This is a genomic window from Streptomyces albiflavescens, assembly GCF_014645835.1.
GTDB classification, from domain to species: Bacteria; Actinomycetota; Actinomycetes; order Streptomycetales; family Streptomycetaceae; genus Streptomyces; species Streptomyces albiflavescens.
Genome location: NZ_BMMM01000018.1, coordinates 82,291 through 105,746, shown reverse-complemented (window position 1 = coordinate 105,746; position 23,456 = coordinate 82,291). Strand labels below are relative to the sequence as shown.

Annotated in this window: 23 protein-coding genes and 1 pseudogene; 10 read left to right on the top strand and 14 right to left on the bottom strand. The window is 69.0% G+C overall.

Annotation, left to right across the window (positions count from 1 at the left end):
- Positions 1 to 122 precede the first annotated feature (122 nt).
- From IEY95_RS37715 to IEY95_RS37700, 4 genes are all read left to right on the top strand, one after another.
- Positions 123 to 593 (top strand): nucleoside deaminase, encoded by a 471-nt coding sequence (locus tag IEY95_RS37715; protein WP_189190720.1) that lies wholly within the window; start codon positions 123 to 125, stop codon positions 591 to 593.
- Positions 586 to 1,569: an isopenicillin N synthase family dioxygenase gene (locus tag IEY95_RS37710; protein WP_189190719.1), complete on the top strand. Its 984-nt coding sequence runs from the start codon at positions 586 to 588 to the stop codon at positions 1,567 to 1,569. Before IEY95_RS37715 ends, IEY95_RS37710 begins: the two co-directional genes overlap by 8 nt.
- Before the next feature lie 128 nt (positions 1,570 to 1,697).
- A complete protein-coding gene (locus IEY95_RS37705; protein WP_189190718.1) occupies positions 1,698 to 3,839 on the top strand; it encodes a hypothetical protein in 2,142 nt (713 codons plus the stop codon).
- 31 nt (positions 3,840 to 3,870) lie between these two features.
- Positions 3,871 to 5,415, top strand: coding sequence for an ABC transporter substrate-binding protein (locus tag IEY95_RS37700; RefSeq protein ID WP_189190717.1), 1,545 nt, complete (start codon positions 3,871 to 3,873; stop codon positions 5,413 to 5,415).
- A 64-nt stretch (positions 5,416 to 5,479) separates the two neighbouring features.
- Here IEY95_RS37700 and IEY95_RS37695 read toward each other — a convergent pair whose 3' ends face one another.
- The 8 genes from IEY95_RS37695 to hemL all read right to left on the bottom strand — a co-directional run bounded on the left by IEY95_RS37695 (position 5,480) and on the right by hemL (position 14,085).
- On the bottom strand, positions 5,480 to 5,935 hold the full coding sequence (locus tag IEY95_RS37695; RefSeq protein WP_189190716.1) for an SRPBCC domain-containing protein: 456 nt from the start codon (positions 5,933 to 5,935) through the stop codon (positions 5,480 to 5,482).
- A 131-nt stretch (positions 5,936 to 6,066) separates the two neighbouring features.
- The gene (ccsB, locus tag IEY95_RS37690; RefSeq protein ID WP_189190715.1) at positions 6,067 to 7,161 is read right to left on the bottom strand and encodes a c-type cytochrome biogenesis protein CcsB; all 1,095 of its coding nucleotides are present in this window, start codon (positions 7,159 to 7,161) and stop codon (positions 6,067 to 6,069) included.
- The gene (resB, locus tag IEY95_RS37685; protein WP_189190714.1) at positions 7,158 to 9,008 is read right to left on the bottom strand and encodes a cytochrome c biogenesis protein ResB; all 1,851 of its coding nucleotides are present in this window, start codon (positions 9,006 to 9,008) and stop codon (positions 7,158 to 7,160) included. The genes ccsB and resB overlap by 4 nt, the downstream gene beginning before the upstream one ends.
- A 3-nt stretch (positions 9,009 to 9,011) precedes the next feature.
- Positions 9,012 to 9,773 carry a cytochrome c biogenesis CcdA family protein gene (locus tag IEY95_RS37680; protein ID WP_189190843.1) on the bottom strand — a complete coding sequence of 254 codons (762 nt, stop codon included), beginning with the start codon at positions 9,771 to 9,773 and terminating at the stop codon, positions 9,012 to 9,014.
- A 21-nt stretch (positions 9,774 to 9,794) separates the two neighbouring features.
- Positions 9,795 to 10,418: a TlpA family protein disulfide reductase gene (locus IEY95_RS37675; protein ID WP_189190713.1), complete on the bottom strand. Its 624-nt coding sequence runs from the start codon at positions 10,416 to 10,418 to the stop codon at positions 9,795 to 9,797.
- Between the two features lie 202 nt (positions 10,419 to 10,620).
- Entirely contained in the window at positions 10,621 to 11,868 is a 1,248-nt protein-coding gene (locus tag IEY95_RS37670) for a polysaccharide deacetylase family protein (protein WP_189190712.1), read from the bottom strand.
- 211 nt (positions 11,869 to 12,079) lie between these two features.
- The gene (locus IEY95_RS37665) at positions 12,080 to 12,772 is read right to left on the bottom strand and encodes a histidine phosphatase family protein (protein ID WP_189190711.1); all 693 of its coding nucleotides are present in this window, start codon (positions 12,770 to 12,772) and stop codon (positions 12,080 to 12,082) included.
- A complete protein-coding gene (gene hemL, locus IEY95_RS37660) occupies positions 12,769 to 14,085 on the bottom strand; it encodes a glutamate-1-semialdehyde 2,1-aminomutase (RefSeq protein ID WP_189190710.1) in 1,317 nt (438 codons plus the stop codon). The genes IEY95_RS37665 and hemL overlap by 4 nt, the downstream gene beginning before the upstream one ends.
- Positions 14,086 to 14,494: 409 nt before the next feature.
- Here hemL and IEY95_RS37655 point away from each other — a divergent pair, with 409 nt between their 5' ends.
- Together IEY95_RS37655 and IEY95_RS37650 are read left to right on the top strand one after the other, a co-directional pair.
- Entirely contained in the window at positions 14,495 to 15,130 is a 636-nt protein-coding gene (locus IEY95_RS37655) for a hypothetical protein (RefSeq protein ID WP_189190709.1), read from the top strand.
- Between the two features lie 124 nt (positions 15,131 to 15,254).
- Positions 15,255 to 15,743, top strand: a pseudogene (locus tag IEY95_RS37650) (mobilization protein); the annotation flags it as partial.
- Here the strand turns inward: IEY95_RS37650 and IEY95_RS37645 are convergent.
- From IEY95_RS37645 to IEY95_RS37625, 6 genes are all read right to left on the bottom strand, one after another.
- A complete protein-coding gene (locus IEY95_RS37645; protein ID WP_189190708.1) occupies positions 15,744 to 16,298 on the bottom strand; it encodes a flavoprotein in 555 nt (184 codons plus the stop codon). It abuts the pseudogene before it with no gap.
- Positions 16,299 to 16,428: 130 nt separating this feature from the next.
- Positions 16,429 to 17,118: a YdcF family protein gene (locus IEY95_RS37640; RefSeq protein WP_189190707.1), complete on the bottom strand. Its 690-nt coding sequence runs from the start codon at positions 17,116 to 17,118 to the stop codon at positions 16,429 to 16,431.
- Between the two features lie 192 nt (positions 17,119 to 17,310).
- A complete protein-coding gene (locus IEY95_RS37635) occupies positions 17,311 to 18,060 on the bottom strand; it encodes a class I SAM-dependent methyltransferase (protein ID WP_189190706.1) in 750 nt (249 codons plus the stop codon).
- Positions 18,057 to 19,529 (bottom strand): asparagine synthase-related protein, encoded by a 1,473-nt coding sequence (locus tag IEY95_RS37630; protein ID WP_189190705.1) that lies wholly within the window; start codon positions 19,527 to 19,529, stop codon positions 18,057 to 18,059. The genes IEY95_RS37635 and IEY95_RS37630 overlap by 4 nt, the downstream gene beginning before the upstream one ends.
- Positions 19,530 to 19,976: 447 nt before the next feature.
- Complete coding sequence (locus IEY95_RS50265; protein WP_268240539.1) at positions 19,977 to 20,102, bottom strand: hypothetical protein; 126 nt, start codon at positions 20,100 to 20,102, stop codon at positions 19,977 to 19,979.
- Between the two features lie 221 nt (positions 20,103 to 20,323).
- A complete protein-coding gene (locus IEY95_RS37625; RefSeq protein WP_189190704.1) occupies positions 20,324 to 20,695 on the bottom strand; it encodes a hypothetical protein in 372 nt (123 codons plus the stop codon).
- Positions 20,696 to 20,861: 166 nt separating this feature from the next.
- On the opposite strand from IEY95_RS37625, the gene IEY95_RS37620 reads away from it, so the two are divergent.
- From IEY95_RS37620 to IEY95_RS37605, 4 genes are read left to right on the top strand one after another with little or no spacing between them, the layout of a single operon-like run.
- Positions 20,862 to 22,118 (top strand): helix-turn-helix transcriptional regulator, encoded by a 1,257-nt coding sequence (locus IEY95_RS37620; RefSeq protein WP_189190703.1) that lies wholly within the window; start codon positions 20,862 to 20,864, stop codon positions 22,116 to 22,118.
- 14 nt (positions 22,119 to 22,132) lie between these two features.
- On the top strand, positions 22,133 to 22,498 hold the full coding sequence (locus IEY95_RS37615; RefSeq protein WP_189190702.1) for a hypothetical protein: 366 nt from the start codon (positions 22,133 to 22,135) through the stop codon (positions 22,496 to 22,498).
- Between the two features lie 25 nt (positions 22,499 to 22,523).
- Positions 22,524 to 22,961 carry an arsenate reductase/protein-tyrosine-phosphatase family protein gene (locus IEY95_RS37610; RefSeq protein WP_229703615.1) on the top strand — a complete coding sequence of 146 codons (438 nt, stop codon included), beginning with the start codon at positions 22,524 to 22,526 and terminating at the stop codon, positions 22,959 to 22,961.
- Positions 22,962 to 22,969: 8 nt separating this feature from the next.
- The gene (locus IEY95_RS37605; RefSeq protein WP_189190701.1) at positions 22,970 to 23,332 is read left to right on the top strand and encodes an ArsR/SmtB family transcription factor; all 363 of its coding nucleotides are present in this window, start codon (positions 22,970 to 22,972) and stop codon (positions 23,330 to 23,332) included.
- The last annotated feature ends 124 nt before the right edge of the window (positions 23,333 to 23,456 follow it).

The following is a 23,456-nucleotide window of genomic DNA, read 5'->3' as shown; positions in this document are numbered from 1 at the left end:
TGGGCGCACAGGGCCGTGAGCAGGTCACCGAGCAGGTCGGGGTCGGCGATCTCCAGGCCGAGCAGGGACTCGATGCGTTTCCGCACGTTGCCCTCATGATTCCGCCACAGGAGAGTGGAGTCATGGAGCGCATCGATCAACCAGTCGATCAGGCACAGGCGCGCGCATGGCTCGCCACCGCCCTCGCGGAGGCCCGCGCCGGGCTCGCCGAGGGCGGCATCCCGATCGGGGCCGCGCTGTACGGCGCGGACGGCACCCTCCTCGGCCGCGGCCACAACCGCCGCGTCCAGGACGCCGACCCCTCCATGCACGCCGAGACGGCCGCCTTCCGCGCCGCGGGACGGCAACGGACGTATCGCGGTACGACGATGGTGACGACCCTCTCGCCGTGCTGGTACTGCAGCGGTCTGGTCCGCCAGTTCGGCATCTCCCGGGTCGTGATCGGCGAGGCCGAGACCTTCCACGGCGGCCACGACTGGCTGGGCGAGCACGGTGTGGAGATCGTGCTTCTCGACGACCCCGAGTGCACGTCCCTGATGCGCGACTTCATCAAGAACGACCCGGCACTGTGGAACGAGGACATCGGTGACTGAGCCCAAGATCCCGACCGGCCCCCGCATCCCGACCATCGACCTGCGTCCCTGGCTCTCGGGAGACCCCGGGGCCCGCGCGGACATCGCCCGCACGGTCGACGAAGCCCTCCGGACGGCCGGCTTCCTCCTGGTGACCGGCCATGGCGTGGACGCGGCCCTGCGCACCCGCATCCGCGAGGCGGCCCGCGCCTTCTTCACCCTCCCCACCGAGACGAAGCAGCCGTACGCGGCCCGGGTCGGCGGCCGCGGCTGGCTGGGCCCCGGCGCCGAGGCCAACGCCTACTCGGAGGGTACGGAGACCCCACCGGACCTCAAGGAGTCCCTCACCTTCGCGACCCACGAGCCCTTCGAGGACCCGGAGATCAACGCGGAGTGGTACGCACCGAACGTCTGGCCCGCTGAGGCGCCGGAACTCCAGAAGCTCTGCGAGGAGTACCTGACAAGGATGGGCGAGCTGGAGAACCACCTCCTGGCCCTCCTGGGCGAGGCCCTCGGCCTGGAGCCGGACTTCTTCACCCGGCACATGGACCACCCGACGTACGGCTTCAACATCAACTGGTACCCGGGCACGGAGGTCATCGGCGAGCCCCAGCCGGGCCAGTTCCGCATCGGCCCCCACACCGACTTCGGCACGGTCACGATCCTCGACCGCCAGGCCGGCAAGGGTGGCCTGCAGGTCTACACGGACGAGGGCGGCTGGGAGGACGCGCCGTACGACCCGGAAGCCTTCACCATCAACATCGGCGACCTGATGGCCCGCTGGACCGGCGACCGCTGGCGCTCCGGCCGCCACCGCGTCCTGCCGCCCCCGGCCGACGCCCCCGCCGAGGAGCTCATGTCCCTCGTCTACTTCGGCGAGTGCACACCGGGAACCGTCGTGGAGTCCGTGCCCGCTCCCGTGGGCCGCGTCGCGTACGAGCCCGTCGACTCCCATGTTTATCTACGCGAGAAGCTGGACTCGATCACTGTCGGATGAGTGGCGGAAACTTTTCGTAACCCAACGGACACCAGGCGCCCTATCCCGAACCAAGTCCCCCTTTTTACACTGGTGTTGATACACCTCACAGCAGCACATCGGACCGGACCGCGCCAGGGGGAGATGCGGTGCACAGAGGGCTGCACGGCCGGGGAGCGCTGTTCGACACCGATCCGCCCGGGCTCGCGTCACGGCTTGTCGGTCTGCGTCCGTATCAGCTTCGCGCGACGCCGTACGAGCATGCGAGTGAGGTGCCGTTCGTCGTGTTCGCGGGCGGGCGGGGGCTGGGGAAGAGTGCCCTGCTGCGTGAGCTGCGCGACGCCTATCGCGGGCACACGCCCGTCGCACTGATCGACGGTGAGGAGCGGCAGTTCGCCGCTCCACCGGCCGAGCGCCCCGAGGAGGCCTGGTCGCCGGTGGGGCAGGCACTCACCACCGTCGCCGAGCAGCTCGCCGAGCCGGTGACGGGCGCCGGGCGGATCGGTTTTCCACGGCTGGCGGCCGGGCTGCTCGCGGTCGCGGCGGGCGGCTGGAGCGACCGTGACGTGCCGCGCATCCGGCAGGAGGCGGAGCGGATCCTGCTGCTGAACGAGACCGGCTCATGGATCTCGGGGTTCGCGGGCCGCTGGGTGGGCAAGATCGTCTCCAAGCTCGTCGCCTCGCTGAGCGGCACGGGCCCCGTGATCGCGCCGATCATCGAAGCCACCCTGGAGGCGTTCGCCGAGGGCATCGGCCCCGCTCCCCGCCGGCTGCGCAGGGCCGCCGGCTGGTACCGGGACTATCCGAACGCGGGCGGCAGCCCCAAGCTCGCGCTGATCCTCCTGTCCCGGCACTTCAGGGCCGGCGGCGACTCGCGCAGGCATGCCGAGCGCTATCTCGTACGGGCCCTGCTGGCCGACCTCGACGACGCGTACGCGGGTGTCGTGCAGCGCTCCCACCGGCGGGGCCGCCCGGTCGTACTGATCGACAACGTGCAGGAACGGGCCGGCCTCGGGCTCCTGGAGCCGGTGCTGCGCGACCGCGCCGACGGCATCGCCGACCAGGTCGTGTTCTTCGCGGCCCTGCGCGGATACGGCCACGCGGCACTGCGCAACGCGGAGCGCCGCACCCTCCCCGCGGTCGCCCGGGAGGCCGGATGGGAACCGGGCACCTCGCCGTCCTCGCGCGCACTGCTCGTCTCGCTGCCGCCGCTGACGCCCGACGACACGCTGCACATCGTGGACACCGCCTCCGACGGTCCGGCCCTGAGCTCCAGCGATCCCCCCGTACCGTCACAACTCCCCCACGCCACCCACCGGTTGACGGGTGGCAGTCCGCTCGGCATCACCCTGCTCGCCGAGTCGGCCAAGCAGAACCTGCCCCAAGGGGCCGCATCCCTCGGCGAGTTACTCACTTCGGACGTCGCCGTCCACGAGGACCACGGCGGCCGTCCCGCCTACCAGGAACTCCTCGATCGGCTCGTGCCCGGAGGTCGCCTGGACGAGCTGACGGTGCTCGCCGCGGCCCACGACCGCGACTCGGCGTGCGCACTGGCGGAGGCGCAACTCCCGGACGACTTCGGCGCGTCGGGCGTCCTCGACCTGGAGGAGCGGCTGGCGGAGGAGGGCTGGGCGACCGCCGACGGGCAGTTCGTCGGCGACCCGTTCCTGCGCGCCCTGCTCCTGCTGCGGCTGCACCACGGCGACGCGGACCACGAGCGCTGGCGAGCCGTGCACCGCACCCTCATCGACCACTACACGGACGAGGACCGGGTGGCCCCGCCGGACAGCGCCCGCTATCGGCTGCACCACGAACTCGCCCTGGGAAAAGCCGACTTCGCGGTCGCGCACCTGCGCGACACCTTCCCGCGCACCGACACCCGCGGCTGGCTGTCGTCCCTGGTCTTCATCGCGTCCGCCCCCTACTACCACGCGCACGACCCGGACGGCCGGGACTTCGACGGCCACGACCACCGGGCCTCCGTCGCGCTCGGGCACACGGACGCGGCCCAGCAGCCGCCGGACAGCGTGGACGCCGTCCTGCACCTGCGGGTACGCCGGCTGCTGCACGCCGTGTGGCAGCTGACCGACCCGCTGGTGCTGCCCGACTCGCAGGTGACCGAGCGGCTGCGCTTCGAGCTGGAGCAGTTGTCGAATCTGCGGCCCGCGGGCAACGCCCTGCTGTGGCGGGCCTCGCGGGACTGGCCGTCGGACGCCCTGGCCGGCCGGCCCTTCCGCATCCCGGGCGACGACGACGAGAACGCGAGCGGGAACGGGAACGGGGGCCAGTGATGGCGCGGCTGTGCGAGGACGGGGGCCACTGATGGCGCGTGTGTGGACATGGCTGCGCGAGGACGTCTGGGAGATACGTTTCCGCCGGTATGTCGCGCTGAGCCTCGCGGCCGTCCTCGCGGCCCTCGGCATCTGGGGCGGCATGACGGCCACGAAGGAGGACCGCTCCTGCGCCCCGGGAGTCGTCCAGCCGAAGGGCAGCGACGAGTGCGTGGGCGTCTCGTGGACGACGTACGCCTTCGGTCGTCCCCAGTTCGCCGAGACGGTCCAGGCGATCAACCGTGAGAACCACCGGCTGAAGCCCGGCAGTTACGTCACCGTCGCGCTGCTCGAACCCTTCACCGCGACCGACGCCGACAACCTGGCCGATGTGCTGCACGAGCTCCAGGGCGCCTATCTGGCCCAGCACCAGGCCAACCACGACGCCAACGGCCTGAAGCCGAAGATCCGCCTCGTGCTGGCCAACCCCGGTGCCACCGGCGCACATTGGCAGCAGACCGTCGACCGGTTGGAGCGGATGACGAAGGGACCCGACCGGCTGCGCGCGGTGACCGGGGTCGGTCTGAGCACCGACAACAACAAGAAGGCCGTCAAGGAGCTGACCCGGCGCGGCATCCCGGTGATAGGGAGCTCGATCACCGCCGACGACCTCGCCAACGGCCAGAACGGCAAGGACCCCTTTCCCGGGCTCGCCCGCGTCTCCCCCACCAACACCGACGAGGCCCGCGCCCTCGCCTCGTTCGCCAAGGTGTCGGCCGCCAACGCGTTCCTGGTCTACGACCGCACGGGCGACCCGTACACACGCACCCTGCAGAAGTCCTTCGAGAAGATGCTCACGGGCTCCCGCTACGAGGCCCAGCCGTTCACGCCGCCCGCCGACCGCAGCAAGGAGGGCAGTACCGCCAACGTCTTCGCGCAGATCACCACCATTCTGTGCACCACACCGAAGAGCACGGACACCATCCTCTTTGCCGGCCGGCACACCCAACTACGCCAGTTCATCAACGCGTTGGGCGCACGCGGCTGCGTCGACCGCCGCTTCACGGTGCTCACCGGCGACGAGGGCTCGTACCTGGCCGGCGACAAGGAACTCGATCCGCGCGCCCTCAAGGACCCCCTGCTGTCCGTGCGTTACACGGCTCTCGCCCACCCGGAGGCCTGGGTGAGCGACACCGCGAAGACCGGCGGCAGCGCGGCCGACGCGCGGGTGCTCCAGGCGCTGCTGGACAGCGCCGGGCGCGAGCCGGTCGGCCCGGTCGGCAAGGTCGCCCTGGACGACGGCCAGCTGATCATCGCGTACGACGCGATGCGACTCGCCGTGCACGGCATCCGCGGGGCGTCGCCGACCGGGAAGATCCCGGCCCTCGCGGACGTGGGGCTCCAGTGGCCGCAGGTGAAGGGCAAGCAGCTGCGGGTCAACGGGGCGAGCGGGTGGATCTGCCTGGACGCCCACGGCAATCCGTACGACAAGGCCGTACCGATCGTGGAACTGACCCCCGACAGCCGCTCGCGCTTCGTGAAGATCGCCTGGCCGGAGGGGAAGCCTCCGGCGCAGGAGTGCCTGCCGCCGTCCTAAGTGCTGCCGTCGGGAGTGCCTGCCGCCGTCCTAGGCGCGGTCGCCGGGAGTGCCTGCCGCCGTCCTAGGTGCTGGCGTCGGGAGTGCCTGCCGTCGTCCCGGCGTCGAGGGCCGTGACCAAGCGCTCGAAGCGGGCGCGCCAGTCGGGCTGCTCCCGCTCCCCCTCGAATTCGTGGGCGAATTCGTGGGTGAAGCGGACCGTGGTGCCGGTGCCGTCCGCTGCCCCCGGCTCCAGATGGAACCGGACCCGCCCCCGGCCCTCCACCGTGTACTCGGCGACCCGCTCCACGTCCCAGGCGGTGATGCGGCCGGGGCCCAGTCCACGCAGGGTGACCGCACCGCCGAGCCGCGGTTCGAACACCTCGGCGACGGTCAGCCACCCCCGCAGGCCATCGGGGGTGGCCAGTGCCGTCCAGACCGTCTCCACAGGCTGGGGAAACCGCAGCAGGTAGTGCACGACCTGCGCGTCACCCCGGATCTCCGTGGCGCCCTGTTCGATGGACCGGGTGGGTTGGGTCATGACACCAGCGTGGCCCGTGAGCGCGAGTTCTGCACCCCTTAGGGCCTCTGACCTGCCCGTTAACGACGAAGGCCGGTTCCGATGACTCACGTCACAGGAAACCGGCCTCGGTCCGAAGAGGGATACGGCGGCTACACGCCCGCGTAGGAGTGCTTGCCGCCCACGAAGATGTTGACCCCGTAGTAGTTGAACAGCCAGCAGCCGAAGGCGATCAGGGCGATGTAGGCCGCCTTGCGGCCCTTCCAGCCGGCCGTCGCGCGGGCGTGCAGATAGCAGGCGTAGGCGACCCAGGTGATGAAGGCCCAGGTCTCCTTGGGGTCCCAGCCCCAGTAGCGGCCCCACGCGTCGCCGGCCCAGATCGCACCCGCGATGATCGTGAAGGTCCACAGCGGGAAGACGGCGGCGTTCACGCGGTAGGAGAACTTGTCGAGCGAGGCCGAGGCGGGCAGCCGCTCCATGACCGAGGTCGCGAAACGGCCCGGCTGACCGCCGCTCGCGAGCTTGTTCTCGTACGAGTCCTTGAAGAGGTAGAGCAGCGTGCCGACGGCGCCCACGTAGAAGACGGCGCCACAGATGATCGCGGTCGAGACGTGGATGTACAGCCAGTACGAGTGCAGCGCGGGAACCAATTGGTCGCTCGCGGTGTACAAGACAGTGACGGCGAGACCGAGATCGAGGAGGACCGTGGTGACCAGGGGGAGGCCCAGCCAGCGGACGTTCTTCCTCAGCGCGAGGAGCACGAGGAACACACCGACGGCCACGGTGGAGAAGGTGATGTTGAACTCGTACATGTTGCCCCACGGCGCCCGCCGCACCGACAGAGCGCGCGAGATCACACCGGCCGCCTCGACACCCCAGGCGAGCACGGTGAGGGACACGGCGATACGCCCGTAGAGGTCGCCCTGCTCGTCCCCGCCGTGCGCGCCGGGCCCGTCGGGCACGTCACGCGCGCCGATCGCGGACCGGGTGACGACCTTCGGCCGCTCCAGGACCGTGGTGCCGCCCGCCTTCTTCACGGTGACCGCAGGGGCCGCGGCCTTTGCCTTCTCGGGCTTCTCGGGCTTCTCGGTGAGCGCGGCGGCCGTGCGGGCCACCTTGCTCCGACTGCCGAAAAGCCACTCGGCGATGTACGCGAAGAAGGCCAGGGTGTAGACGGCCATCGCGGAGTAGATCAGCGTGTTGCTGATATTGGCGAGGTGTTCGTTGGTTGCGGTGGCGAGAGTCACTGCTTCTCAGCCCCTTCGGCGGAAGGTACGGCGTTTCGGTCGGGGGTGTCCGGATCGGGGTCGGGGGTGTCCGGATCGGGGTCGGGTGCGCTGGGCGCCTGTTCGTGCACGAGCGCGGCCAGGTCGCCGAGCTCCTCGGGGAGCTTCGCGGACTCGCTGCGGCCCAGGCCCGCCATCTCGACGACGGTCACACCGTCGGCGCCGGTGGTGGCCCGCACCCAGACACGGCGACGCTGGATGAACAGCGAGCCGGCGAGCCCGAAGATCGCGGCGAAGGCTCCGGCCAGCGCCCAGTCGCTGCCGGGCTGCTGGGTGACCTGGAAGCCGGCCCACTCCTTGATGTCCTTCTCGAAGGTGATCGAGCCGGCGCCGTTCGGCAGCTTCATGGTCTCGCCGGGCAGCAGCCTCTTCTTGAGGATGTCGCCCTTCGCATCCTTGAACTGCTTCATCCGGGAGGTGTCGAGTTGGTACACGTTCTGCGGAATGCCCGAGTTGACCCCCAGGCTGCCGTGGAAGCCGGACAGCGCGAGCACGGGGAAGTCGAGCGCGGGGAACTGGGAGAACATGGTGCCCTTGCCGGCGCCCGCGAAGGTCGGCACGAAGAAGGCGGAGAAGCCGAGCTGCTCGCTGCGGCCCTGCCCGTTCTTGTAGCCGTCCATGACCTTGATCGCGCCCTGCGAGGTGACGTTCGCGTCGAGCGGCAGCATCGGCACGGCCTCGTGGAAGACGACGTTGCCCTTGCCGTCGCGGACGGTGACGACGGGCGCGTAGCCGTGGCTGACGAGGTAGACCTTCGAGTCGCCGATCTTCAGCGGCTCGTTGACCTTGACGGTGGTCTTCTTCTCCTTGCCGTAGGCGCCCACGCTGTACGTGATGTCCGACTGGAAGGTGCGCGGAGTGCCCTTGTTGGGCCCGGTCCGCTCGTAGGTGGCGGTGAACTTCTTGAGGTTGAAGCTGAACGGCGTGAGGTCGTCGTTGCTGAAGAGGTTGCCCGACTTGAAGTCGTCGTACTGCGACAGCGTGTTGGAGAAGCCGCCACCCTCGACGATCAGCTTGTTGCCCTCGGACTTGAAGAGCTGGCCCCAGGCGAAGGCGACGAGCATCACGATCAGCGCGATGTGGAAGAGCAGGTTGCCGGTCTCGCGGAGGTAGCCCTTCTCGGCGGCGACCGCGTCCCCGTCGACATGGGCCCGGAACCGCCGCTGCCTGAGCACCTTGAGCGCGGCCTCGCGGACCTGCTCCGGCTCGGCCTCGGTGCGCCAGGTCGCATAGGCGGGCAGCCGGGTCAGCCGCTTCGGCGCGCCCGGCGGACGGCTGCGCAGCTGCCCGACGAACTGCCAGGTCCGCGGCACGATGCAGCCGATGAGCGAGACAAAGAGAAGGATGTAGATCGCCGAGAACCACACGGAGCTGTACACGTGGAACAGCCCGAGCCTGTCGTAGACCGCCCCCAGCACGCTGTGCGCGTCCTTGAAGTCCGCCACCTTCTGGGCGTCGGTGCCGGACTGCGGAATCAGTGACCCCGGAATGGCCCCGAGCGACAGCAGGAAGAGGAGGATCAGCGCGACCCGCATGGACGTCAGCTGCCGCCAGAACCAGCGGGCCCAGCCGATGACCTCACGCCCGGTCCAGGCGATCCATCCCTTGGCGCCGGGTGCCCGCGCCCCGCCGAAGGAGCCGGGCACCGCCGTGTCCACCGGTGCGGTGGACAGCTGGGATCCCGCTTCGCCGAGTTCGCCGTCGGCGGCCACACCGACGTGCCGCTTGGCGGCCGCGGGATCCGGCGCCTTCGCGGTGTCAGGCGCCTTCGCGGTGTCAGGCGTCTTGCCGGTGTCAGTGGTGCTCATGGGTCAGATCCCTACCGTGAAGCCGTCGGACCAGGTTTGCATCTGCTGCACGATGCTGTCCCACGCACCGGTGAGCAGCAGCAGACCGGTCGCGATCATCATGCCGCCGCCGATCCGCATCACCCAGGTGTAGTGGCGCTTGACCCAGCCGAATGCGCCGAGCGCCTTGCGGAAGGCGACCGCGGCGAGGACGAAGGGGATGCCGAGACCGAGGCAGTACGCGACGGTCAGTATGGCCCCACGGCCGGCGCTCGCCTCGTTCATGGCGAGACCCTGCACGGAGGAGAGGGTCGGGCCGAGGCACGGGGTCCAGCCGATCCCGAAGAGCGCGCCGAGCAGCGGAGCGCCCGCCAGACCGGCCGACGGCCGCTGGTGGAAGCGGAATTCGCGCTGGGTGAGCCAGGGCATGCCCCCCATGAAGAACACGCCCATGAGGATCATGAGCACGCCGAGCACCTTGGACAGGATCGCCTGGTGCTCGTGCAGGGTCGAGCCGAAGTACCCGAAGAGCGCTCCGCCGGATACGAACACGATGGTGAAGCCGAGTACGAACAGGGCCGCGCCCGCCGCCATTCGCCCCCGTCTGGCCTCCGCCAGATCGGTGCCGCTGACACCCGTGACGTACGAGAGGTAGCCGGGCACCAGCGGCAGCACGCACGGCGAGAAGAAGGAGACGAGTCCACCGACCACGGCGATCGGGAAGGCGATCAGCAGAGCGCCGCTGTAGACCGTCTCGTTCTTGCCGGTGGCCTCGGCCAGGGTCATGGCGAGAAGGGACACGTCAGGTCACTTCTCCGCGAGCACGGGGGCGAGCATCTTGCGCAGATTGTCCTCGCCGAGCGCCTGCAGCGTCCGGGCCGCCACCTTCCCGTCCCGGTCGATGATGAGCGTGGAAGGGATCAACTGCGGGTTCAGCGTGCCCTTCTTGAAGCGGAGCATCAGCTTGCCCGTCGGGTCGTACAGACTCGGGTAGGTGACCCCGAACTCCTTCTCGAACGCCACGGCCGGGCCGGTGCTGGTGTCGCGGGTGTTGATGCCGACGAACTGCACGCCCTGGTCCTTGGTGTCCTGATACACCGTCTCCAGGTTCTTGGCCTCGGCGCGGCAGGGCCCGCACCAGGATCCCCAGACGTTGAGGACGACGACCTTGCCCTTGTAGTCGCGGACGTCGAGCTGCTTGCCGTCGATGGTCTTGCCGGAGAGGTCTGGGATGGCCGCCCGCTCCCCCTTGGCGGCGGTGTCGACACCGTCCTTGCCGGCGACGAAGTTGGTGTTGCCCGCTCCCCCGGAGGTCCCCCCGGAACCACACGCGGTCAGGACGAGCGCGGCGACGGCGGCCCCGGCGGTGAGCAGGGCGGCGCGGCTACGGGTGCGGTTCGGGCGCTGGTCGGCACGGCAGGCGGCACTCATGTGAAAAGTTTCGCATGCCCGTTTCGGGGATCTTCCGCACCCCCCTTGCGGGCGGAAACCCGCATATCAGGCGGCCTGTCCACTCAGCGTCTCCGGCGTCTCAGGCGGCCTGTCCACTCAGCGTCTCCGGTATCTCAGGCGGCCTGTCCACCCAGCGTCTCCGGTATCTCAGGCGGCCTGTCCACCCAGCGTCTCCGGTATCTCAGGCGGCCTGTCCACCCAGGTAGGACTTCCAGCCGCCGGCCGGCTGCTGTCCCACGTCCAGCGACTGGAGCCTGGTCAGCACCTCGGGCTTCTGCACGTCCAGCCAGTCCACGAACTGCCGGAAGGAGACAAGGCGCACGTCCGCACCCTTCTCCTTCTCGCGCGCGATGTGCTTGAACGCTTCTTCAACGGCATCCATGTAGATACCGCCGTTCCACTCCTCGAAGTGGTTGCCGATGAAGAAGGGAGCACGATTTGTCTCGTACGCCCTCTTGAACCCGGATATGTAGGAATTCGTCGCCTGGGTGCGCCAGGCCGGGTAGTTGTAGGAGGGCGCCTTGGTCGAGTTGATCGACTGGTTGGCGAGGATGTTGTAGTCCATCGAGAGCACCTCGAAGGTGTGCCCCGGGAAGGGCATCGCCTGCAGCGGCAGATCCCACAGACCCTGGTTCTTCTGCGGCCAGCGCTGACGGCCGCCGGGCGAGGAGGCGTCGTAGCGCCAGCCGAGTTCCTTGGCGGTGGGCAGCAGGTTGTTCTGCCCGAGCAGACACGGGGTGCGGCCGCCTATGAGTTCCTTCTCGTAGTCGAAGGGCAGCGCGGGCAGGTCGGTCCACCCCGTGTTGGTCCGCCACTCCTTGACGAAGGCCTTCGCCTGGTCGATCTCGCTGCGCCACTGCGCGGACGTCCAGTTGGCGACCGTGCCGGATCCCGCGCAGAAGTGGCCGTTGAAGTGCGTGCCGATCTCATGGCCTTCGAGCCAGGCCCGGCGGACCAGCTTCAGCGTCGCCTTGACGTGCTCGTCGGTGAGATAGCCGATGTCCGAGGCGCCCCGGGGGTTATTGGGCGGCACATACATGCGCTTTTTCGACTCGGGCAGCAGATACAGCCCGGAGAGAAAGAACGTCATGTGCGCGTCGTGGTCTTTGGCGAGTTGGAGAAAGCGGTCGAAAAGGCCGGTCCCGACCTCTCCCGCCCCGTCCCAGGAAAAGATCACGAACTGCGGAGGGGTCTCGCCGGGCTCCAGCGGCTCGGGCCTCTTCGGCTGGTTCGGCTGCTTGCCGGTGTAGGCGGTGGAGCCGTCACCGATGGGACGTGCGGGGTGCTTGGGGGCACCGGGCCGCCCGCTCCGGGAACCGCCGCCCCGGCTCGGGCCGTCTAGCTGTGCGGTACCGCACGCGGCAAGTCCCAGCGCGGCCGCGGCACCTGCCCCGAGGCCGATCATTCCCCTCCGGCTGATGTCCCGCATGCGGTCCCCCATTTCATCGCGCCCTCTCAGCTGGCTCCCAGCCGGCACCTAGTGAGAGGGCGCGATGAAGACGGAGGTTCCGTCAAACTCACGCATATTTAACTGATTTTACGAAGTTACGCTGATATAGCACGACCCCATACGCTTTGTGACGGGGCGTACGTCTTAGGAGAGACGTACGCACTCCCGCATCCGTTCCCCCGCGCGGCCGTTACGCGCCGAACGCCTTGTCCTTCCCCTTCACCGGCTTGGCGCCCGCGAGGAGATGGGCCGGCACCAGATCGCGGGCGGGCTCGGTGTAACCCACGGACACGATCTTGTCGCCCCGGTAGGTGAAGGTCGTCAGGGACGCCAGCGTGCACTGCCGCTTGCGCGGGTCGTGCCACAGCCGCCGCTTCTCCACGAAGGACCGCACGATCCAGATCGGCAACTGGTGGCTGACGAGCACCGCTTCATGCCCGCGAGCGGCGTCCTTGGCGGCATCCAGCGCCCCCATCATCCGTACGACCTGCTCGACGTACGGCTCGCCCCAGGAGGGCTTGAACGGGTTGACGAGGTGCTTCCAGTTCTCCGGCCGCCGCAGCGCGCCGTCCCCCACCCCGAACGTCTTGCCCTGGAAGACGTTGTCGGCCTCGATGAGCCGCCCGTCGGTCGCCAGGTCCAGACCGTGCGCCTTGGCGATCGGGGTGGCCGTCTCCTGCGCCCGCTCCAGGGGCGAGGCGACGACATGCGTGACATCGCGCGAGGCGAGGTGCTCGGCGACCCGGTCGGCCATCTGCCGCCCGAGCTCGGACAGGTGGTACCCGGGCAGCCGCCCGTACAGCACCCCGTCCGGGTTGGCGACCTCGCCGTGCCGCATCAGGTGGACGACGGTGATGTCGCTGTTGTTGATGTGCTCACTCATGCCGTGGCCTCCGCCGCTGCCCGCGCCGCCGCCGGAAGGGCGTCGGCGATCCGCTGAACCGCCTGCTCGTCGTGGGCCGTCGACACGAACCACGACTCGAAGGAGGACGGCGGCAGATACACGCCCTGCGCCAGCATCGCGTGGAAGAACGCGGTGTACCGGAAGGACTCCTGCCCCTTGGCGTCCTCGTAGTCGCGCACCTGACGCCCGGTGAAGAACACGGAGAACATGTTGGAGGCGCTCTGCAGCCGGTGCGCCACGCCTTCCTTCGTGAGCGCCTCGGTCACCAGCGTCCGGATCCGCTCCGAGACCGCGTCGACCTTGTCGTACGCGGCGTCGTCGAGCAGCCGCAGCTGGGCGAGCCCGGCGGCGGTCGCGACGGGGTTACCCGACAGCGTGCCCGCCTGGTACACCGGCCCCGCGGGAGCGAGGTGCGCCATGACGTCCTCGCGGCCACCGAAGGCGGCGGCGGGGAAGCCGCCGCCCATGACCTTGCCGAAGGTCATGAGATCCGGACGTACCCCATCGATCCCGTACCAACCGGCCTTGCTGGTGCGGAAGCCCGTCATCACCTCGTCGGAGATGAACAGGGCGCCGTTCTTGGCACAGGCGTCCTTGAGGCCCTGGTTGAAGCCGGGCGCGGGAGGCACCACACCCATGTTGCCGGGCGAGGCCTCGGTGATCACACAGGCGATCTCGCCGGGGTGCGCGTGGAAGGCGGCGTTCACGGCTTCGAGATCGTTGTAGGGCAGGACGATGGTGTCGCCGGCCTGGGCCCCGGTGACGCCGGGGGTGTCGGGCAGCGCGAAGGTCGCCAAGCCGCTGCCCGCCGCGGCGAGCAGCGAGTCCACGTGCCCGTGATAGCAGCCGGCGAACTTGATCACCTTGGACCGCTGGGTGAACCCGCGGGCGAGGCGGATGGCGGACATGGTCGCCTCGGTGCCGCTGGAGACGAGCCGGACCTGCTCGACGGGCTCGACACGCGCGACGATCTCCTCGGCGAGCGCGACCTCGCCCTCACTGGGCGTACCGAAGGACGTACCGCGGGAGACGGCCTCCTGGACGGCGGCGATGACCTCGGGGTGGGAGTGCCCGAGGATCATCGGCCCCCACGAGCACACGAGGTCCACGTACTCACGGCCGTCGGCGTCGGTCAGGTACGGACCGGTGCCGGACACCATGAACCGGGGCGTACCGCCCACGGCACGGAAGGCGCGCACGGGAGAGTTCACGCCGCCGGGTGTGACGGCCGCCGCACGGTCGAACAGCGACTGCGAGGCTGGGGCTTCGTAGGGATAAGGCAGTTCTGTCATGACCTGCGACGTCTCCGACTCCGGGGGGCTAGTGACCTCCTCAGGGTAGGCCAGCGGCTCCGGGCGGCCGTGAGCGGAAGAGCGGGGCGGCGTGACCGGAAGAGCACGGAAGCGGTGAACGTAGGATCGCCGCTCGACGTACGGCTCCATATACGGAAGATCCCGGCCATCGCGGGGCGCCGTGGGCCGCTGCCCGGTACGACAACCGGGCGCGGCCCCCCGGCCATCTGCGAAACTGGTTCTTCGTACGGACAGCTCACATGATTCATGGTGCTCAGAGCCCGCGAAGATCCTGCGGACAGGTGTTTCAGCGCACGTTTCGGCGTGCGGCCGTGGGGGAGGTCACTGTCACGATGATCGGGTTGCGTGGCGGGGGTCGCGCGCCTTAGAAAAGCAGTCGGGTGGAGATATGCATCGCGGTGGCGGACTGGGCGAGGGGACCGATGACCTCGGTCCTCGGCGTGCCCGGCGTGGCAGGCACCGGCGCGAGGCGGAGGAAGCGGCCGAGACCCGGGCCGGACAGACACAAGGATCGCAGAGTGGTGACGCCGAGCGGCTCGACCGCACGGTCGACCGGCTGCGGGCGGGGAGCGGGAATGGTGGCCGGGTGGGGGTGACATACAAATACTTCGGCGCGCCGGACGGAGCGACGGCGGCCCGCGTCCCGATCTCGATGCGCCCCGAGGAACTCGGCGGCGACGAGCTCGGCATGAACGGCATGTTCACCAAGATCAAGCCGGAGACGATGGCCGCGATGGTCCTCACCGGCATCGAGGGCGTCCCCCTCCACAAGGTGCCCCCGCTGGAGCTGGTCGTCCTCCACCCCGACTACGCGGTGGTCAAGCTCCCCATGACCGTCGTGGACCCCCTGCGCGGCATCGGCGAGGAAGCGGTCGGCGCGGCCGCCTTCATCTGGTCCACCGTGCCGGACCGGGGCGGCCCCCGGGACGCCTTCAACGTCTACCAGCTGCTGCACGAGTGGCAGGATTTCAGCCATCGTTTGCATGAGGCGGGGCATCAGCCTTATTGCTTGGTTTGGCCCTGACCTGGGGTTTGGTTGGTTTTGGGTGGTTTTTCAGACTCCGCCCTCGTCATGTGCGGAGGAGGGCCGTCAGGCGGCCAGGGCACATTGAGGGCACATTGGTTTCGCTGGGGGCACTGATGCGCCCGTCGCCTACGCCAGGCACTGGCGCCGCGCCCGCCAGCACGCCCAACAGCAGGCGACAGCCGAGCAGGCCCTGATCCACCTGCAAGCCGCATACGCGCAGGTCGCGGAACCGGTCCTAGCCGCCCTCGCCATCCGGACACCAGGGGCGCAGGCCAAGCGCCGCTATGCCCACCACGTCCAGCAGGCGGTTCCCCAGCACGCCGAACGCATCCTCAACGACCGAGCCTGGGATGCCCTGGCCACCGTGCTCGCCGAAGCGGAGGCCGCGGGCCACAACGCGTCCAGCCTCCTCGACCAGGCGCTCAGCCAACGCCCGCTGGACGACCCCCGCAGCCCCGCCCGCGCCTTGATCTGGCGAATCCGCCGCCTCGGCCAGCGCCAGGCACCCGGCCCGCAGGCACAGGCAGCCAACGCCCGCCACGCCACGCAACGCCCGACTGTGTCGGTGTCCCCGCTCTCACCGGAGCCCAAGCGGCAGCAGAGGCGCTGATCACGTCCGCGCGGACAACGCCGGGGCGAGGAGTTCCAGCGCCTCCTCCCATCGGAATCGGTCGGCGCCTCCGCCGGCCTTGGGCTTGTGGGGCTCGTACGAGCCGATCAGGACGCCCATCTCGCGCAGCTGGTCCAGACTCCGACGGTAGGCGGGGTGGGCGGCCTGGGCCGAGTTCAAGTACGGCAGGACAGTGGTGGGGATGCCCATGCCGTATGCCTCGCACAGGATGCCCAGGGCGAGGGTGTCGGAGATGCCGGCAGCCCATTTGTTGACCGTGTTGAAGGTGGCCGGGGCGACCGCGATGGCGTCCGCGGGCGGCAGAGGGCGGGCCTCACCGGGCGTGCGCCAGGCAGAGCGGATCGGGTAGCCGGTCTGCGCCTCGATCGCCTCGGCGTCGAGGAAGCCCAGCCCCTGCGGGGTGGCAACGACGCCTACGTCCCAGTTCCGCTCCTGCGCGGCGGTGATCAGCCTGCCGACGTCGCCAGCAACTCCGGCCGCGCAGACGACGACGTAGAGGAAAGGCTTCTTGCCCGAAAGAGTCTGCTCGGTCACGCGTGAACTCCAAGGCGGTGAGCTTCCCGTTAGGCGGCCAGTCGATTCGCTTTCGATCGTCCAGGAGCGCAAGGCGGGCGCCGTGCTGGCAGTCCCACACCCCGCCCGGCGGCCCGAGGCGGGGCGCGGCTCAGGTGCTGATGAGACGGCTGTCGAAGCCGGCGCCCAGGAGGCGCTCGTAAGCGTCATACACATCCCCCGGTACGTCCTGATCAATGGCGAACCCGAGCTTCGGGTACTCGATCACCCGTTGCAGATCACCGACGAGCATGTCGACGACGAGCCTCTCGTCGCCGATCGACTTGATGTAATCGTCCAACTCCAGCGGCTCGGAGGCGCACACGACCTCCACCTCGGGCCACAGCTTGCGACAGGTCGCGTAGGAACGGCGCTCCATGTACGGCTTGGAGATCAGCAGCAGAGACTGCACGTCGACGCCGGCCTCGGCCAGCAGCGCGCGGGAGAAGGTGATGTTCTGGCCGGTGTTCGCCGCCTTCGGCTCGGCGAGAATCACGTCGTCCGGCACACCCAGGCTCAGCGCGTGCTCGCGGTAGTGGACGGCCTCGCCACGGGGGAAGCGGGCGCGAGTGGTGGCGCTGTTTCCGCCGCTGAAAACCACGACCGGGAAGAGGCCGGCGCGGTAGAGGACGGCGGCCGTGGTGGCCACGCCCAGGTCGTGGCTGCCCAGGCCGATCGCCGCCGAGCAGGGCCGCTGCTCGTGGCCCATCCGGTGGTAGTCCCAGATCAGCACCGCGTCGTGGAACTGCTCGTCGGTGATCTGGCGCTGTTCGTGCTGCGGCACCGGCACTCCCTGGCTCATCCCTGCTGGTCCTTTCGGATGCCCTCGATGCTGCGCAATTGGGGGTTCAGCACGTACTGGAGGGCGACCCCGCTTCCTTCCCGCCATGCTGCCCAGTCGAGGTCAGCGAGCAACCGCCTGCCGCTCAGGCGGAGTCCTCCGCTCTCAGGCATTGGCCCAACTCGCCATGCCGCGACAGCATTGGCCGGAGCCTCACCCTTGGTAGCGAGCCACGGTGTAGGCGCCTGGACCCAGGACAGGCAGTGCGCCGGTTTCGTTGACAATCTCAAAGACCTCGAAGCCGGCGAGGAGCGCGTACAACTCCAGTTCACGAGGGCCGAGGACACGTCGCCGGATGGCATCGTGGCACTCCTGGCCCGAGTCGAACGCCCAGTGCCGACGCATGGTGTTGATCTGTGTCCGCAGATCCCACTCGTAGCTGATGGTCACGGTGGCAGCTCCGAGGCGGGTCTCGATGCGGGCCTGTCGAGGGTTCGGGGAGTCGATCGGGGCTACCGGGGAACACAGGACGAGCAGGGTGTGTGGGCTTGCATGCGCGGCGAAGGTCTGGAACGTTGCCCGGACGTCAGCGTTGTCGTGCACGTAGGCGAGGGAGTTGCCCAGACACACCAGGACGTCGGCGGTGCAGCCGAGTCGAACAGTGCGCATGTCCCCGACACGGAGGTCGAGTTCGGAGCGCGTGTGTCGCGCGTAGTCGACCAGACCAGGTTGTAGATCAATACCGATGCAGTCGAAGCGCTGGGCCAGCGGCTCCAGGTCCCTGCCGGTGCCGCAGCCGAAGTCCAGCAGTGTGCGGGCTTCCGGACAATGCCGGTCGATCAGCGCCTGGCAGATGCTCGCGCTGTCGCTGTCGGCCTGCACACTGTCATACAGAGCGGGGTCTCGGTAGAAGAGGTTGGACGCTTCGAGGCGTTCCGCCTCCACGGTGTCCAGGCTGCTCATGAAAGGCTCCGGAGTCCGACTTCCAGGGCGAGTGTGTCGCAGAGCAGGTCGGGCACCACGGGGGCTCGCTCCGCGTGGTCCCGGGCCTGGGCCAGGGCGACGGGATCAACGTAGCCGAGGTCGACCAACAGCGACTCGCGGAGCATGTCGTCCAAGAGCGGAAGACCATAACGTCGCAGGCCCGACTCCATGACCGCGAGGAAGTTCTCCGGTTCGGCCGGGGCCGCGACGGACTCGGGCAGTCCGGCACGCCGCAGGCGGTTGCGGAACATCGTCTTGCCCTGCTTGTGCTCGTGCGGCAGCTGTTCCATGAAGCGGACGACTCGCGGGTGGACGAGCGGGGCGACCGGCCAGATGCCGTGTCTCAGGTAGGCCGGGTTGTGCAGGCCGAAGGCCATGAGCGTAGGCACGGGAAGCACAGGGATGGGTGCAAGATTCTCGTCCACCTGGGCCAGGGCCTCGATGGCCTTCCGCCCGAGCCACGGGACGAGGTCGGCTGCTGGGAGTTCGGCGTCCGTACGCGAGTGGCAGGCGTTGACCTCGTCCCCGCCACCGCCCGTGAAGATCACCTCGCAACCGCGAGCGGCCGCATGTCCGCGCACGACATCAAAAGCCTCCTGGTAGAAGGCTCCTGCCGGATCGTGTGGCACTCCGCGCTCCCGTACCCCACCGGGCACAAACGGTGGGTACTGCATGGCCGGGACGGCAGTGTCCCGCAGGCCAAGGTGATCCACCATCATGCGGCGGCGCTCTCGCTGCATCCGGCCGATCCGGCCGCCCATGAGCAACCCGAACGTGTGGACGGAACCGAAGCCGACTGCGGCGGCCGAGAGAGCCACGTTGCCCGAGTCGGCCCCGCCTGACACCTCCACACCGGCGCAGCTCACCGCAGATCGCCACTCGGCCACGACCTCGGTCAGCAACCCATCGAGCACGTCCACGGGGTCAACACCCGCGCGTAGTCTTCGGGGTTCCAACACATGTTGAGCGGGCTCGGGATAGAGGATCGTGAGCCCTTCGGCCGTAAAGACGGCCGTTGCGCGTTCCGTGAGCCGGTACACCCCGTCGAAGAGTGTGTCGGCGCCGTAGCGGTGCCGACGGCTCAAGGCGCGTGCCACGGCTCGGGGATTGAGTCCGTCGGGTCGCAGGTGGACCCGCAGGTCGGCCAAGTCCCAGGACCCATACAGGTCTTCTCCGACCGCGACGAGGTACAACGGCGCGGTGCCGAACACTCCCGCCGAAACCTGAACCTCGTCCGGGCGCAGAAGCAGTGACGTGAACTCCACCTCCCCGCCTCTGTCCTCCCTCACCAGCGCACAGACGCCGGATCCGCCGCGCGGCACTAGTTCGGCTTCCAGGACGGCTGCGTGAGCGGGTCTGATCCAGCTCTCGCCGCTCACCCATCGGTCCGTGTCCCAGCGCCAGGCTGTGTTCCTGGTGTCGGCCAACCGCACACGAAACGAAAGCATCTGCTTCCCCTTCAGTCATGGGGCGGTGGAGCAGGACGCTCGGCCCTGCTCCACCGGACTCACGGGCTGATCAGCTGCAGTGGTCGCCGTTGTTGTCGCCGCCGCCGGGCATCTTGTCGAGCAGCGCCGCGTCCATGCTGGGGACACCGGTGACCAGGTCGCCGGTGAAAAGTTCGTCGATGTTCATGGCTGTTCCTCTCCTACGGAGTGAGTGGACGAGCCCCGCGAACTGCGGAGCCCTGGACCCGTCCCGGCCGCGAGCAGATCCGGCGACCAGGACGGGGGTTCATTGGGGGGTGCTGCTGCCACGTCGGCAGGGTGCCGGTTGCGCCGTGGTGGGATCCCGCTCTGGCCGCTGGGGAGTTGCTGAGCCCGCCCCGGTGGGGAGCCGGGTCTTCCTGAGGGCTCGCGCGGCCAGAGCGGGAGTCAGCGAGTGCCCATCGAGGGCTAGGAGCGGTCGAAGTACCAGAAGGCCCAGGCGACCGGTGAGGTGGAGGCGATGATCAGGGCTGACAGCAGCCACTGCCGCCAGCCGTAGGGACCGCGGCCCCTGTTGCTTCCCTGTCTCACCATTCTCGCGACACCGCGAGCGTGATCGAGACGCCGAGCGCAAGGACCGAGACGACGTACATGAGCTGGGCCGTGATGTGTTTCTTCACTGCTCGCGGTGGCCCTTCTCGGGTTGCCGGACGAAGGGCGGGAGGCCGGGTGGGCTGATGAAGAGGCGCCGTGCCCTTTCCTGCTCGGGCAATGTCGCTCCACGCCGGCGCAAGGGCAGATCGGTGGGGGCTTCGTCAGGCATCGGCTTCGTCCTGTTCTTGCGTCTCGCGGTAGACGTCGGCGAAGCGCCTGGTCAGCAGGCCGACGTCGCGCATGTACTGGTATGCGCCGAAATGGGTGGACTCCGCAGTCGGCCGGCGCATCAGGTCGAGGACCCGGTAGCCCTCTCGGAACAGCGCCTGCACGGCGGGGTCCTCGTCGAAGCCGAGGTCCTCGGCCATCAGCGCTCTGAGGTGGCTGACCAGGTCCCGGGTCGTCGCGTCGATCACCGGGCGATCGGGCATCGCCAGCCCGACGGCAAGCGCCGTGGCCACGCTCTCGTCGACCGCCTCCAGGACGATCGGGAATTGCGCCGCCTCGGACGACATGGCGCTGTGTGTTCCCATGCCCGCACCTCTTCTCCGGTGTCCACCGTTGTCGTGGCTGACAACATCCAGAAAACCGGAGCGAGTTGGCGCGGACCACGGCATCCATGAGGCAGTCCTGGGACACTCATGGGACAGATCAGCGCCGCCAGGGTAGACACGGACAGGAACGTGGAAAGGGGGCGGCATGGGGCTTGCGGAGCGGCGCAGGGCGCTGGGCTACAGTCAGGAAGAGCTCGCGCACGCCCTCGGCGTCGACCGGCGCACGATCGGGCGCTGGGAGACTCGGAACACCACACCCCAGCCGCCATTACGGCCACGGCTGGCCGAGCTGCTGCACCTCGACCTTGACGAACTCGACACCTTGGTGGGACAGCCACAAGCAGCCCGTCCCGAGTCGGCAGGGTCGCCGCCTCGCGACCACCACGGCTCAGGGGACCCCGACGACATGATCCGACGCCAGTTTCTGCGCGCCATAGCCGTCACCAGCGCCCTGGTGGCCCTCCCGGACGACGAGAGCGCCGCCCTCACCGACGGAGCGCGACGCGGAACGTCCGAGGACTTCCTCCGCATGAACGGCCACCTGTGGCAGGTGTACCAACTTGCCCGCGCCAAGGGCTCCGTGTACCCGATCGTCCGCGACCAGCTCACTGCACTCAACGACACCCTCGACGGCCAGCCGACGACTGAATCCCAGGCCCTGTGCGGCGCAGCCGGCGACCTCTTCCAGCTCGCCGGCGAACTGGCCTTCGACGGCAACCGCTACACCGACGCAGCAGCCTCCTACACGCTCGCAGCCTCCGCCAGCAAGGAAGCCAAGTCCTACGACCTCTGGGCATGCGCCCTGGTCCGACACGCATACGTCGACCTCTACGAACGGCGTTACACCGAGGCCGCCACCGCACTCTCGGCTGCTGAGAGGGTGGCGCGGCGAGGAGACAGCTCCCTGTCCACCCGACACTGGGTCGCCTCCGTTCAGGCCGAGGCGTACGCCGGACTCGGGAACCTGTCCGCCTGCGAGCGCGCCTTGGACGAGGCAGAGAAGGTCACGGACCTCAACAGTCGGGGCCACAACGGTGGTTGGCTGCGCTTCGACGGCTCCCGCCTCGCCGAGGAACGCGGCGCCCGCTACCTCCAGCTCGGCCGCCTCGACCTCGCCGAGAAGGCCCTCAGCACTGCTTTGAGCCAGGACGTACTCGCTTCCGGGCAGTCCTTCCGGCGACGCGGCGCAGTCCTGACCGACCTCGCCTCCATCGGCGCCAAGCGCCACGATCCGGACCAGGTCCTCGTCTACGGCCGCGAGGCCCTGCAGCTCGCCCAAGCGACGTCCTCCGGCTACGTCGCCCGTAAACTCCAGGGGCTACGAACCGACCTCGGCCCCCTCGCCCGCGACGCCCGTGTGGTCGAACTGGGCGCCGAGATCGACGCACTGTGCACGACGTGACGAGAGGGGAAGGCATGTCGCAGATCGAGGGCGCACGAGTGTTCCGCGAGGCTTGGATCACCGGCGTTCGAAAGCACTTCCCTGGCGAACCCAAGCCCGGCTACATCACCCCCTGGGAAGAGACCCCGGAGTGGGAGCGCCAGGCCGCCGGCGCGGTGTTCGACCAGGTGCGACAGTTCCTCGACCGCAGCGACCGCCACGCCTCCCGTCTCACCCGCGAGCAGAAGAGCCGCTTCGTCGCCACCTGCTGGACCGCCCAGATGTACAAGCACTTCGAGAACCCCAAGCCCGGATACGTCGCCGACTGGCCCGACCTGCCCGACTGGCAGAAGGAGACCGACGCCGACATCTTCGAGGCCATCGAGGACGCCTCGAAGTAGCCGCACACCCGTTGGAGGGAACGCCTTGACGCACGAGCTTCTCGCCATCTGTGACGCATGCAAGAAACCCGTCGCTGACCGTGTCGAGGTCCGCTCCGCCGGCTCCAACCCGGGCAAGCAGGTCAACCCCGCCGCCGTCGAGGCCATGGCCGAGGTCGGCATCGACATCTCTGCCGAGGTCCCGAAGATCCTCACCGTAGACGCGGTCAAGGAGTCGGACGTCTCCATCACCATGGGCTGCGGCGACACCTGCCCCGTCTTCCCCGGCAAGCGATACCTGGACTGGCAGCTGGAGGACCCGGCCGGCCAGGGCGTCGAGGCCGTGCGCCCGATCCGCGACGAAATCGAGCGCCGCGTGCGTGGCCTGCGCCCCCCTTGCGTCCGCCTTCGGGTGCAGCGATCACCGGCGCGAGCGATTCTGGAGGCCGACCCATTCTTTGATGGTGGTCGTACTATGGCCTGACCGCATCGATGCCGTCTCAAGGAGTTACCGTGGCCCGCCCCCGCACCGCCGCCCGGACAGTGGAGCACCCCGACCTGTCGGAGGTTTCGCTGCAGCAGGTCCTGGAGGCCCTGGTGGATCCGGTGCGGCGCATGGTGGTGTCGCAGCTGGTCCGGGCCGGTGAGGACAAGAGCTGCGGCACCTTCGATGCGCCGGTGTCGCTCTCGACGCTCACGCACCACTTCAACGTGCTGCGCGAGGCGGGTGTGATCCGGCAGTACTACGTCGGCACGACGAAGATGAACACGCTGCGCACCGACGAGATGGAACAGCGGTTCCCCGGCCTGCTGTCGGCCGTGCTGGCCGCCTCCCTCGCGGAGGAGGCGGGTTAGGCAGCCCGAGAGGCCTAAGTTCGACCACTGTCGAAATTTGACGGCCATCGAACCTTGGGGCAGGGTGGGTAGTGACACCGAGCCGACTCGGTGCACGTCACCCACCCCTGTCCCAAGGACGGAT

Excerpts from the sequence above, each read along its gene's own strand:
- IEY95_RS37700 (WP_189190717.1), top strand. The coding sequence starts at position 3,871 with ATGGCGCGTGTGTGGACATGGCTGCGCGAGGACGTCTGGGAGATACGT.
- IEY95_RS37640 (WP_189190707.1), bottom strand. The coding sequence starts at position 17,118 with ATGAGCCAGGGAGTGCCGGTGCCGCAGCACGAACAGCGCCAGATCACC.
- IEY95_RS37605 (WP_189190701.1), top strand. The coding sequence starts at position 22,970 with ATGCCGTCTCAAGGAGTTACCGTGGCCCGCCCCCGCACCGCCGCCCGG.
- IEY95_RS37625 (WP_189190704.1), bottom strand. The coding sequence starts at position 20,695 with ATGGGAACACACAGCGCCATGTCGTCCGAGGCGGCGCAATTCCCGATC.
- IEY95_RS37635 (WP_189190706.1), bottom strand. The coding sequence starts at position 18,060 with ATGAGCAGCCTGGACACCGTGGAGGCGGAACGCCTCGAAGCGTCCAAC.
- IEY95_RS50265 (WP_268240539.1), bottom strand. The coding sequence starts at position 20,102 with ATGGTGAGACAGGGAAGCAACAGGGGCCGCGGTCCCTACGGCTGGCGG.
- IEY95_RS37675 (WP_189190713.1), bottom strand. The coding sequence starts at position 10,418 with ATGAGTGCCGCCTGCCGTGCCGACCAGCGCCCGAACCGCACCCGTAGC.
- IEY95_RS37680 (WP_189190843.1), bottom strand. The coding sequence starts at position 9,773 with ATGACCCTGGCCGAGGCCACCGGCAAGAACGAGACGGTCTACAGCGGC.
- IEY95_RS37620 (WP_189190703.1), top strand. The coding sequence starts at position 20,862 with ATGGGGCTTGCGGAGCGGCGCAGGGCGCTGGGCTACAGTCAGGAAGAG.
- IEY95_RS37655 (WP_189190709.1), top strand. The coding sequence starts at position 14,495 with ATGCATCGCGGTGGCGGACTGGGCGAGGGGACCGATGACCTCGGTCCT.
- IEY95_RS37670 (WP_189190712.1), bottom strand. The coding sequence starts at position 11,868 with ATGCGGGACATCAGCCGGAGGGGAATGATCGGCCTCGGGGCAGGTGCC.
- resB (WP_189190714.1), bottom strand. The coding sequence starts at position 9,008 with ATGAGCACCACTGACACCGGCAAGACGCCTGACACCGCGAAGGCGCCT.
- IEY95_RS37715 (WP_189190720.1), top strand. The coding sequence starts at position 123 with ATGGAGCGCATCGATCAACCAGTCGATCAGGCACAGGCGCGCGCATGG.
- IEY95_RS37630 (WP_189190705.1), bottom strand. The coding sequence starts at position 19,529 with ATGCTTTCGTTTCGTGTGCGGTTGGCCGACACCAGGAACACAGCCTGG.
- IEY95_RS37665 (WP_189190711.1), bottom strand. The coding sequence starts at position 12,772 with ATGAGTGAGCACATCAACAACAGCGACATCACCGTCGTCCACCTGATG.
- IEY95_RS37695 (WP_189190716.1), bottom strand. The coding sequence starts at position 5,935 with ATGACCCAACCCACCCGGTCCATCGAACAGGGCGCCACGGAGATCCGG.
- IEY95_RS37615 (WP_189190702.1), top strand. The coding sequence starts at position 22,133 with ATGTCGCAGATCGAGGGCGCACGAGTGTTCCGCGAGGCTTGGATCACC.
- hemL (WP_189190710.1), bottom strand. The coding sequence starts at position 14,085 with ATGACAGAACTGCCTTATCCCTACGAAGCCCCAGCCTCGCAGTCGCTG.